At 71.5% G+C, this 11,210-nt stretch carries 11 protein-coding genes; 3 read left to right on the top strand and 8 right to left on the bottom strand.

Features of this window, described 5'->3' with window-relative positions; all coding sequences use genetic code 11:
* The first annotated feature begins 98 nt into the window (after positions 1–98).
* Positions 99–1,292: a pyridoxal phosphate-dependent aminotransferase gene (locus O7616_RS01265; RefSeq protein WP_282305297.1), complete on the top strand. Its 1,194-nt coding sequence runs from the start codon at positions 99–101 to the stop codon at positions 1,290–1,292.
* Here the strand turns inward: O7616_RS01265 and O7616_RS01270 are convergent.
* Positions 1,258–1,890 carry a PadR family transcriptional regulator gene (locus O7616_RS01270; protein WP_282264507.1) on the bottom strand — a complete coding sequence of 211 codons (633 nt, stop codon included), beginning with the start codon at positions 1,888–1,890 and terminating at the stop codon, positions 1,258–1,260. The genes O7616_RS01265 and O7616_RS01270 overlap by 35 nt on opposite strands.
* 75 nt (positions 1,891–1,965) lie before the next feature.
* Between O7616_RS01270 and O7616_RS01275 the strand changes: the two genes are divergently transcribed.
* Both O7616_RS01275 and O7616_RS01280 read left to right on the top strand, forming a co-directional pair.
* On the top strand, positions 1,966–4,788 hold the full coding sequence (locus O7616_RS01275) for an FtsX-like permease family protein (protein WP_282305298.1): 2,823 nt from the start codon (positions 1,966–1,968) through the stop codon (positions 4,786–4,788).
* A gap of 3 nt (positions 4,789–4,791) precedes the next feature.
* Complete coding sequence (locus tag O7616_RS01280) at positions 4,792–5,541, top strand: ABC transporter ATP-binding protein (RefSeq protein ID WP_282305299.1); 750 nt, start codon at positions 4,792–4,794, stop codon at positions 5,539–5,541.
* Positions 5,542–5,553: 12 nt separating this feature from the next.
* Here O7616_RS01280 and glmM read toward each other — a convergent pair whose 3' ends face one another.
* The 7 genes from glmM to O7616_RS01315 form a co-directional block, all read right to left on the bottom strand.
* Complete coding sequence (glmM, locus tag O7616_RS01285; protein ID WP_282305300.1) at positions 5,554–6,909, bottom strand: phosphoglucosamine mutase; 1,356 nt, start codon at positions 6,907–6,909, stop codon at positions 5,554–5,556.
* 117 nt (positions 6,910–7,026) lie between these two features.
* Positions 7,027–7,491 (bottom strand): 30S ribosomal protein S9, encoded by a 465-nt coding sequence (gene rpsI / locus O7616_RS01290; RefSeq protein ID WP_088987626.1) that lies wholly within the window; start codon positions 7,489–7,491, stop codon positions 7,027–7,029.
* 20 nt (positions 7,492–7,511) lie between these two features.
* Positions 7,512–7,955, bottom strand: a complete 444-nt coding sequence (gene rplM, locus O7616_RS01295) for a 50S ribosomal protein L13 (RefSeq protein WP_088987625.1) — start codon at positions 7,953–7,955, stop codon at positions 7,512–7,514.
* A 221-nt stretch (positions 7,956–8,176) separates the two neighbouring features.
* Positions 8,177–9,559, bottom strand: a complete 1,383-nt coding sequence (locus O7616_RS01300; RefSeq protein ID WP_282305301.1) for a nitrate/nitrite transporter — start codon at positions 9,557–9,559, stop codon at positions 8,177–8,179.
* 128 nt (positions 9,560–9,687) lie between these two features.
* Positions 9,688–9,981, bottom strand: a complete 294-nt coding sequence (locus tag O7616_RS01305) for a hypothetical protein (protein WP_145778937.1) — start codon at positions 9,979–9,981, stop codon at positions 9,688–9,690.
* Complete coding sequence (locus O7616_RS01310; RefSeq protein WP_088950199.1) at positions 9,971–10,228, bottom strand: DUF6364 family protein; 258 nt, start codon at positions 10,226–10,228, stop codon at positions 9,971–9,973. Before O7616_RS01310 ends, O7616_RS01305 begins: the two co-directional genes overlap by 11 nt.
* Before the next feature lie 90 nt (positions 10,229–10,318).
* Positions 10,319–11,014: a class I SAM-dependent methyltransferase gene (locus O7616_RS01315; RefSeq protein WP_282305303.1), complete on the bottom strand. Its 696-nt coding sequence runs from the start codon at positions 11,012–11,014 to the stop codon at positions 10,319–10,321.
* Positions 11,015–11,210: the final 196 nt, after the last annotated feature.

Below are 11,210 nucleotides of genomic sequence, written 5' to 3' on the forward strand. Positions count from 1 at the left end.
GGGCGCGGGCGAGCGGGCGCGGGCGAGCGGGCGCGGGCGAGCGGGCGCGGGCCTGACGGGTCTGGGGTTCAGCCGCGGGTGGCCTTAGGCTGGCGCAGGTGACGAGCACCGATGTCGACCCGCTGGTGGCCCGGATGCGGCCGTTCGGCACGACGATCTTCGCCGAGATGTCCGCCCTCGCCGTGCGTACCGGAGCGGTCAACCTCGGCCAGGGATTCCCCGACACCGACGGCCCACCGGAGATGTTGGCCGCCGCCGCCGAGGCGTTGCGCGGTGGGCAGAACCAGTACCCACCCGGCCCGGGGATCCCCGCCCTGCGCGCGGCGGTCGCGGCCCATCAGCGACGGTTCCAGAACCTGGAGTACGACCCGGACGGCGAGATCGTCATCACCGCGGGTGCCACCGAGGCCGTCGCGGCGAGCATTCTCGCGCTCTGCGAACCGGGCGACGAGGTGGTCTGCTTCGAGCCGTACTACGACTCGTACGCCGCCTCGATCGCCCTTGCCGGTGCGGTCCGGCGGCCGGTGACCCTGCGCCCGAAGGCCGACGGCCGGTACGCGTTCGACCCGGCGGCGCTTCGCGCGGCGTTCGGCCCGCGCACCCGGTTGGTACTGCTCAACTCCCCGCACAACCCGACCGGCAAGGTCTTCACCCCGGCCGAGTTGGCACTGGTCGCCGAGCTGTGCCAGGAGTTCGGCGCGTACGCGGTCACCGACGAGGTGTACGAGCACCTGGTGTTCACCGACGCGGCGAGCCCGCACGTGTCGCTGGCCACCCTGCCCGGGATGCGGGAGCGGACGCTGCGCATCTCGTCGGCCGGCAAGACGTTCTCCTGCACGGGCTGGAAGGTCGGCTGGGCGAGCGGTCCGGCGGCGCTGGTGTCGGCGATGCTCCGGGTGAAGCAGTTCCTCACCTACGTCAACGCCGCGCCGCTGCAACCGGCGGTGGCCGTGGCGCTGGCCCTGCCGGACGACTACTACACCGGCTTCCGGGACGGGCTCCAGCAACGGCGGGACCAACTCGTCGACGGGCTCACCGACGCCGGGTTCGACGTGCTCAGTTCGGAGGGGACGTACTTCGTGACCGCCGACGTGACAGCTCTCGGCGGCCGGGACGGGGTTGAGTTCTGCCGTTCCCTGCCGGAGCGTTGCGGGGTGGTGGCGGTGCCGACCCAGGTCTTCTACGACGACACCGACGCCGGCCGGCGACTGGTCCGCTTCGCCTTCTGCAAGCGCCCGGAGGTGCTGACCGAGGCGGTCACCCGGCTGCGCGGTCTGCGCCCGACCCGCTGACCGGCCCGGACCCGGTCGGCTCCGAATCGGTCGTCGACTGTTCCGGGGTGGACGACGCGAGTCGGGTGAGCAGTCGGCCCTCGTCGCCGAGCAGCACCGATTCGGCGTCGTCCACGAACGACAGGTCCGCCGTCACGTGCCGGCTCGCCGCGGTGAGGAGCAACCCGACCACCGGGTCGTCGGCGGCCCGTCGTAGGCCGTCCAGATTGCGCAGCTCGCGCAGCAGGTGCCCGCGCTGGTTCGTGAGGACCGCACGAACGGTGGCTGCCGAGCCGGATCGGGCGGCGGCGGTGACCTTGAGGAAGAAGTCGTCCCGGAATCCGCCACTTCGCGGGCTCGGTTCGGCCAGCCACCGCGCCAACTCCGCTCGGCCGCCCGGGGTGATCTCGTAGACCACCCGGTCCGGCTTGATCGGCTGCGGTTGTCGTTCGGCGACGACCAGCTCGTCCCGGGAGAGCCGGTCGAGGATCTGGTAGAGGTGGCCGATGTTCAGCGGCCCCCACTGCGGGCCGACGGCGGCCTCGAACGCGCCCTTGAGCTGGTAGCCGTGGCTGGGGCCGGCCGCGAGCAGGGCCAGGACGGCGTGCTGGATCGCCATGTCACCTCCGGTACGGGTCTTGCATTGTCACAATGTATCGCGCAGAGTGGGGGACAGCACACGGGGAGGCGCGACATGCTCGGCTTCATCTGGAGGCAGCTGCGCGGCCGTGCGGGGCGGTCGGTGGCGCTGTTGGTCGGCGTGCTGGTGGCCACCACCGGTTTCGTGGTCCTGACCAGTGCCACCACCACTTCTCAGTTGAACGTCGTCGGCACGATCGAGCGCAACACTCAGGTCGGCTACGAGGTCCTGGTCCGACCGGCAGGCACCCGCACACCGCTGGAGGCCGAGCGCGGCTTGGTCCGCCCCAACTACCTCTCCGGGCTCTTCGGCGGCATCACGACCCAGCAGTACGAGCAGGTGAAGCAGGTCCCCGGCATCGAGGTGGCGGCACCGATCGCGATGCTCGGCTATTCGACCACTCTGCTGCCGACGCCGATCGACCTCACCGAGGCCGTCGACCGCTCGCTCGATCGCCAGGTCATCCGTGTCGATCCGACCTTCCACGCCGAACGCGGTCTCTCCAGCGCACCGGGCAAACCCCGGTACGTGTACGTGACGACGAAGCCGTTGATCCATCCCCGGATCGAGAGGGAGATCGACAGGGACGCCGTGCCGTACTCCGACGGGCGGTCCTATCCCTGGTCGGACACGTGTGGGCCGGTCTCCCGCGAGGTGCAGCCGGACGGGCGCAGCCTCCCCATCTGCGACCCGGGATACGCGCTGCTGGGTAACCCGGGCACCTACTCCGAGCGCGAGGACTGGTCGCTGCACGCCGTCCAACTGCTGCCCGACGGTCGATTCCAAGCCGACTCCCATGTCCTCGCGACCGATCGGGACGGCTCCTCGACACCCACCGACCGGCTGGTGATGGCGTACGACCTGACCGTGCCGTTCCTCCTGGCCGCTGTCGACCCGGTGGCCGAGGAGCGACTTGTCGGCCTCGACAACGCGGTGGTCACGGGCCGAGCCGTGCGCACCGACGACACGCCGGCCGTCGACCGCCGGGGCTCGGCCGACAACCTGGAGGTCCCGGTCCTCGTCACCAACCGACCCTTCATCGACGAGTCGCTGACGGCCAGATTCACCCGGCTCGCGCTCAGCCCCGCCGGGGTGGAGGCGATCGACCTGGAGCAGACGTTGAGCCGCCCGGGCGGGACTCCGGCCGGGTCCGGCCGGTATGACCTCACTGCCGGGCACCAGGCGATGCTCACCGAAGAGCTCTCCCTGGCCGGGTGCTGCCACGGCCAACTGCAGACGGTCGTGCAGTCGGGCGAAGTGCAGTACGACCGACTACCCGACGGCAGCCTGCGCGCCCGGTCGCAGCCGCCCGGCGACCCGGAGGTGTACGGCAAGGAGGAGGCGTTCAACCCGCTGCCCCGCCCCTGGCTCGCCGACGACAGTGGCTCGCGAACGGTACGCGCGCTGCCACTACCCACTGGCGGTAACGCGACCATTCGATTCTGGCGGGCCGTCGGTGTCTTCGACCCGAGCCGACTGACCGGGTTCAGCGACCTCGGCCGCCTGCCGCTGGAGACCTACCAGGCGCCGGTGGCGCAGGGTGCCGACGACCGCAGCCGGGCCGCATTAGGCGGCCGGCCGTTGACGCCCAGCGGCAATCCCGCCGGCTACCTCTCGGCGCCGCCGCTGCTCCTCACCAATCTCGGCAGTGTGCCGAAACTCCTGGAGGGTGGCGGGGCACAGGCCAAGTCACCGATCAGCGCGATCCGGGTACGCGTGGCGGACGTGGGCGGCTACACCGAACAGTCGGCCGAGCGGGTCCGGCTGGTCGCCGAACAGATCGCAGCACGCACCGGGCTGGACGTCGACGTCACCCTCGGCTCGTCGGCCGCACCACAGACCGTGGAGTTGCCCGCCGGCTCGTTCGGCCGGCCGATGCTGCGGCTGACCGAGGACTGGTCGGCCCTCGGTGTGGCATCGGTCATCACCCAGGCGGTGGACCACAAGAGCCTGGTGCTCTTCGTGCTGGTGCTGGTGGTCTGCGTGCTGTTCCTGGGCAACGCGGTCAGCGCCGCCGTCCGCGACCGCCGCTCCGAGCTGGCGGTGCTCGCCTGTCTCGGCTGGCCGGCCCGCCGCATCGCGGCGCTGCTCCTCGGTGAGGTCGCCCTGCTCGGGCTCGTCGCCGGCTTGCTCTCGCTCGCCCTCGCGGTGCCCCTCGGGACGGCGCTCGGCATGGACGTCGACTGGCGGCGGGCGGCCCTGGCCGTACCCATCGCCCTGCTCCTCGCGCTGGCTGCGGGCCTGGTGCCGGCGCTGCGGGCGGCGCGCGCCCACCCGGCCGCCGCCCTCCGTCCGATCGTCGCTCCCGCCGGCTGGGTACGCCGACCGCGCACTCTGCTCGGCCTGGCCCTGGTCAATCTGGCCCGCACCCCGGGGCGCACCTTCCTCGGCGCCGGTGCGCTGGCGATCGGGGTGGCCGCGTTGACGCTGGTCGCCGCCGCCGCGTGGGCGTTCCGGGGCGCGATCGTCGGCAGTCTGCTCGGCGACGTGGTCTCGTTGAGCGTGCGCGGGGCGGACACTGTGGCCGCCGCCGCCACCGTGCTGCTCGGTGCCGCGGCGGTCGCGGACGTGCTCTACCTGAACATCCGCGACCGGGCCGCCGAGCTGGCCACCCTTCGCGCGATCGGCTGGACCGACGCCGACCTCGGACGGCTGGTCGGCTACGAAGGGCTGGCCTTGGGTGTCGTCGGCGCGACGACCGGAGCGGCGATCGGTCTGGCCGGCGCGGGCTGGCTGATCGGCGACCTGCCCGAAGCGCTGCTCCTGGTCGCCGCGCTGACGGCACTGGCTGGCGCGCTGGTCAGCGCCCTCGCCGCGCTGGTGCCCGCCGCCCTGTTGCCGCGTCTACGCCCCGCCCGACTTCTGGCAGAGGAGTAGCAGATGGTGAGCGAGCAGAGCGGCAGCACGATCGCGGTCGACCACCTGGTCCGACGATTCGGCACCGGCGCGGACCGGTTGACGGCCGTCGACGACGTCTCATTGACCATCGCGGCCGGTTCGGTGGTGGCGCTGACCGGGCCGAGCGGGTCGGGAAAGTCGACGCTGCTGCACCTGATCGGCGCGATCGAGCAGCCCGACGAAGGGACCGTCACCGTCGACGGCATGGTGGTCAGCAGCCTGCGCAGGGCCGCGTTGGCGCGCTACCGGCAACGGGTCGGGTTCGTGTTCCAGCGCTACCACCTGCTGCCGGCGTTGACAGTGCTGGACAACGTGATCGCGCCAGTCCTCCCCCGCCGAGGCCGGGTCGATCATGCGGCACGAGCGCGGGAGCTACTGGACGCGGTCGGCCTGGCCGGACGGGAGGGGGCCCGGCCCCCGCAGCTCTCCGGCGGCCAGCAGCAGCGAGTCGCCATCGCCCGGGCGCTGATGGGGGCCCCGGGTCTGCTGCTGGCTGACGAGCCCACCGGCAACCTCGACTCCGTCACCGGCGGCCAGATCCTCGACCTGCTGCTCGACCTTCGTGACCGGCACGGCATGACCATCCTGCTCGCCACACACGAACAGTCCATCGCCGCCCGCTGCGACCGACTGGTCCGTCTCAACGACGGACGCGTCACCGAAGACCTCGACCTCACCGACGGCGAGGACCCGGCCGACACGTACGAGCGGGCCGCCCGGCTACGGCTGTGACAGCTCGGGCCGTCAGGCCACGGGGCTGGCGGTGCGGACCTGCTCGGCGATCCGTTCGGCGACCTCGCGGGCGGTCGCCTCGGTGGCGGCCTCGACCATCACCCGGACCAGCGGCTCGGTGCCCGACGGGCGCAGCAGCACCCGACCGGTCTCACCCAACTCCGCCTCGGCCCGCTCGGCCTCGGCGCGGACGGCCGGCGCGTTGGCGCCCACGGTCCGGTCCCCGACCGGCACGTTGATCAGCACCTGGGGCAGCTTGGTGACCACCGAGGCCAGCTCGGCGAGGGACTGGCCGGTGGCCGCCATCCGGGCCATCAGGTGCAGGCCGGTGAGCACGCCGTCGCCGGTGGTGGCGTGCGCGGGCATCACGATGTGACCGCTCTGCTCACCGCCGAGCGCGAGGCCCGAGGCGCGCAGCTCCTCCAGCACGTACCGGTCGCCGACCTTGGTCTCGATCAGCCGGATGCCCTGCGCGGACATCGCGAGCCGCAGACCGAGGTTGCTCATCACGGTGGCGACGAGGGTGTCCTGGGTGAGGGTCCCGGCTTCGCGCATGGCCAGCGCCAGGATCGCCATCACCTGGTCGCCGTCGACCTCGTCGCCGTCGGCGGTGACCGCCAGGCAGCGGTCGGCGTCGCCGTCGTGGGCGATGCCCAGGTGGGCGCCGTGCTCGACCACGGCGGCGCGCAGCGCCTCGATGTGGTTGGAGCCACAGTCGTCGTTGATGTTCAGGCCGTCGGGCTCCGCGTAGATCGCGACGACCTCCGCACCGGCCTCCCGGTAGGCGACGGGCGCGACCTCGGCGGCGGCGCCGTTGGCGCAGTCGACCACGACCTTGATCCCGTCGAGCCGGTGCGACACGGTGCTGACCAGGTGCTGAACGTAGTGGTCGGCACCGTCGAGCAGGTCGTGCACGCGACCGACGCCGGCGCCGACCGGACGCTCCCAGGCGGTGGTGGCGTTCGTCTCGACGGCCGCCTCGATCTGCATCTCGATCTCGTCGGGCAACTTGTGCCCGCCGGCGGCGAAGAGCTTGATGCCGTTGTCGGGCATCGGGTTGTGCGACGCGGAGAGCATCACCCCGAGGTCGGCCTTGGCTTCCGCGGTGAGGAACGCCACCGCGGGGGTGGGCAGCACGCCGACCCGCACCACGTTGGCACCGGCGCTGGTCAGACCGGCCACCACGGCGGCCTCCAGCATCTCGCCGCTGGCCCGGGTGTCCCGACCGACGACGGCGAGTGGCGGGTGGCTGCGGTCTGTCTCGGCCAGTGTGTGCGCGGCGGCCACGGCGACCGCCAGCGCCAGCTCGGGTGTGAGATCCGCGTTCGCCCGCCCGCGTACGCCGTCCGTGCCGAACAACCGACCCATACCCGCCAACCTCCGATTGAGCACAACAAGTGAGGAGAAAGCGGAACGGCCGACCCACCTCCCCGTCGTGGGGAGGCGGACCGGCCGTCCGTCAGAAGTACAACGCGCTGGGAAAGATCAGCGCTTCGAGTACTGAGGAGCCTTGCGGGCCTTCTTGAGGCCGTACTTCTTGCTCTCCTTGACCCGGGCGTCCCGGGTGAGGAAGCCGGCCTTCTTCAGCGCCGGGCGGTCGTCCGGCTCGCTGACGATCAGCGCACGCGCGATGGCCAGCCGCAGCGCACCGGCCTGGCCGGTGGTGCCGCCGCCACGCAGGTTGGCGATGACGTCGAACGCCTCGGGCTTCTCGGCGGTGACCAGCGGGTCCTTGATGAGCTGCTGGTGCACCTTGCTCGGGAAGTAGGCCTCGAGGTCACGACCGTTGCAGGTGATCTTGCCGGTGCCCGGGACGATACGGACCCGGACGATGGCCTCCTTGCGCCGACCCACGGTCTGGATCGGGCGGTCACCACGCGGCGCGCGGGCGACGGGCGCCGGTGCCTCGGTGACCTCGGGGGCGACCTCGGTCTCGGTGATGTCGGTCATGCTGATTCCTTCGCCCGCGCTCACTGCGCGATCTGCTTGATCTCGAACGGCACCGGCTGCTGCGCGAGGTGCGGGTGCTCGGCACCGGCGTAGACCTTCAGCTTCTTGATCAGCTGACGGCCGAGCTTGTTGTGCGGGAGCATCCCCTTCACCGCGAGCTCGATGGCCCGCTCGGGGCGCTTGGTCAGCAGCTCGTCGTAGCCGACCTGCTTCAGGCCACCCGGGTAACCGGAGTGGCGGTAAGCGACCTTGGTGTGGCGCTTGTTGCCGGTCAGCGCGACCTTGCCCGCGTTCACGATGACGACGAAGTCGCCCGTGTCGACGTGCGGCGCGAAAGTCGGCTTGTGCTTACCACGCAGCAACGTGGCGGCGTGGGTGGCCAGGCGGCCCAGCACGACATCAGAGGCGTCGATGACGTGCCACTGACGCTCGATCTCACCCGGCTTCGGGCTGTACGTACGCACAGGTCTACCTTGTCTCGTCGTCGGTCTGGGGTCGCGCGCCGAGGTGACCAGATCTTGCAGGCCGGACCAGCGCGCACGAACGACCAAGCGTACCTGATGGGGCACGCCTCTGGATGTCGTACAACAGCAGGCAACGATACCCGGCGCCCGGTACGCAGGTCAAAACGGGGGTACGGTCCCCCGCGCCGACCCGCCGCCGGTGGCCCAGCTCACACGTCGGCTCACACGTCGGCGAGCCGACCGGCCCGGGGCCGCAGGTAGACCGCCCAGGTGACCGCGAAGCACAACGCGTACCAGCCGATGAAGGCCAGGTAGGCGGCGTCGGCGTTGCCGGAGCCGAGGAACGACTGGCGGAACGAGATGTTGACCAGCACCCCTCCGGACGCGCCGACGGCACCCGCGATGCCGATCAACGAACCGGTCATCCGCCGCGCCCACCGGGCGGCCGAATCCGGGTCACGACGACCGGTGGCGACCGCGGCAGCCGCCCGGGCCCGGAAGATCGCCGGGATCATCTTGTACGTGGAGCCGTTGCCGATGCCGGAGAAGACGAAGAGGGCGATGAACCCGGTCAGGTAGAGCCAGAACGAGTGCTCCCGGGCCGCGTACAGCACGGTGCCCGCGCCGGCCGCCATCGCGACGAAGTTCCAGAAGGTCACCCGGGCCCCGCCCAGCCGGTCGGCCAGGTGCCCGCCCAGCGGGCGGATCAGCGAACCGACCAGCGGGCCGAGGAAGGTCAGCCAGGCGGCGTCGACCGGGGTGGGGAACCGCTCGGCGAACTGGAGCTGGAGCACCTGGCCGAAGGCGAAGCCGAAGCCGATGAACGAGCCGAAGGTGCCGATGTAGAGCAGTGACATGACCCAGGTGTGCCGGTCGCGGGCCGCCTCGCGCAGCGCGCCGGGCTCGTTGCGCGCCCCGGGCACCGTGTCCAACCAGCGGGCCGCCGCCAGCGCGGCCAGCACGATCAGCGGCAGGTAGACCGCCGGGACCAACCGGGGGTACGCGGCACCGGCGGTGGCGAGGACCGCCAGCCCGACCAGTTGCACGGCGGGGACACCCAGGTTGCCGCCGCCGGCGTTGAGCCCGAGGGCCCGGCCCTTGAGCCGCTCCGGGTAGAACAGGTTGATGTTCGCCATCGAGGAGGCGAAGTTGCCTCCGCCCACGCCGGTCAGGCAGGCGAGCACCATCAGGGTGGTGTAGGACACCCCGGGTTCCAGCAGCACCGTCATCGGCACCGTGGGCACCAGCAGCATGAGTGCGCTGATGATCGTCCAGCGCCGTCCGCCGAAGCGGGCCACCGCCAGCGTGTACGGCAGCCGCAGCACCGCGCCCAGGGCGGCGGGCACGGCGGTGAGCAGGAACTTCCCGGCCGGGTCGATGCCGTACGCCGGGCCGAGGAAGAGCACGGTGACCGACCAGAGGCTCCACACCGAGAAGCCGATGTGCTCGGCGAAGATCGAGACCCAGAGGTTGCGCCGGGCGATCGGCGCGCCCGTCGTCCGCCAGAAGTCGGGGTCCTCGGGGCGCCAGTCGTCGAGTCGGCGCCCACGGCCGGTGGTGGTCGGCGGCCCGACGGTGACAGCGGTGGTGGTGAGCGTGCTCACGGCGGCTCCTCCTGGTCGATGTGACGAGGAGGAACGCTAGGAACACCCGGTTACCTGGCAGTGCCCGTCGCGGGTCGGCCCGGATACGGCTACCGCACCACGGGCCGGCGGCGATGGTGAGGTGTCGATCAGAGCTGCTGGAGGATGCGCAGCGCGCGGCCGACCCGGAGCATCGTGTCGGTGTCGGCGACGTCCACGCATTCGGTGAACCACTTCTTCATCGGCGAGGAGATGCGGTCGGGCATCACCACGTACCGGCCCATGGACACGGCGAGCGGCGAGTCGCGCAGCAGCGACTCCTCGACCACCTCGACCACGATCACGATGGGGACGTCGGTGGAGTTGTAGACATCCGAGCTGACCACGAGGCCGAGGCGCTCCCGGGCGCCCTCGATGCGCCAGACCTCTCCCCTACGCAGCACGCGGCCGGCCGCCGGAGAGCAGGTCGTTGACCATGCCCACCTCGCGGGCGTCGGCGAGAGCGGCGGACTCCAGGTCCAGACCGGCCCGGCCCACGGCGGCGGCGTGCGCGGTGAAGACCTCGCGCAGCGCCTTCTCGCGGGCGGCCTGGTCCATCCACGCGGAGAGCGACAGGCCCTCGCGCTTGGCGAACCGCCGGGCCTCCTCGATCGTCTCGTCGGTGAACGACAGAGTCACCTTGGCAGTCATGCCGAGCAGATTACCCAGTGGTATGACCGACAGTCATCCCTGCGCTCACCGGCTCACCCCCGGGCGGCGAAACGCACAAAAAGGTGGCCTTCACGCGGCGCGGCCGCCGAACACCGCGAAACGCCACTCCTTGAAGTAGCAGTCGACCTCGACCAGACCGGCCTCGGAAAGCCACCGGCACTGGTCGGCCACTGTCGCCGGCCGGTCGTGCCGCATCCGCTCCCGGGAGGCCGCGATCTCGGCGGGGGACGCGCCCAGCTCGGTGATCTGCTCCATCCACACCTCGTCGTAGCGCCGGTCCAGCTCCGGGGTCGGACCGGCGACCTGCTCGGCGTTGACGAACATCCCACCCGGTGCCAGCGCGGCGGCGACCCGCCGGTAGAGCGCGCGCTTGCCGGCGTCGTCCAGGTGGTGGATCGCCAGCGCGCTGACCACCGCGTCGTACCGGCCCGGCGGCAGCTCGTCGGCCAGGTCGGCGTGGACCGTCAGGTATGGCACGGACCGCGCGTCCAACTGGTCGGTGGCGCGGGCGAGCATCGCCGGTGCTCCGTCCACCAGGGTCAACCGCACTCCGGGCACCGCCGCGGCGAGCAGCAACGAGAGCAGGCCGGTGCCCGCGCCCAGATCCAACACCTCCGGGGTACGCCCCGCGGCGAGCGCGGCCCGCAACGGCGGCGCGGCGACCTGGACGGCGGTGCCGTAGAAGCTGTCGAAGCAGGGAATCAACCGCCGGCGCGCCTCGTCGTAAGTGCCGGCCACCGCGTCGAAAACGTCCGTCACGCTCATCGCCATCTCCCAAACTTTGAGACACTTTTCCCACATTATAAGTGCTGGACGACGAGCCGACCTCACTCCTGGACACACGAGAAGCCCCCGGTTCCGTGGGACTCCAGGACACCGGGGGCGGTTTGGTGCTGCGTTGGTCAGCCGACGGGGCCGCTGATCCCATCACTCTCGGCGATGCAGCCGGCAGACAGCGCGG

It is taken from the genome of Micromonospora sp. WMMD964 (assembly GCF_029581455.1).
GTDB lineage: Bacteria > Actinomycetota > Actinomycetes > Mycobacteriales > Micromonosporaceae > Micromonospora.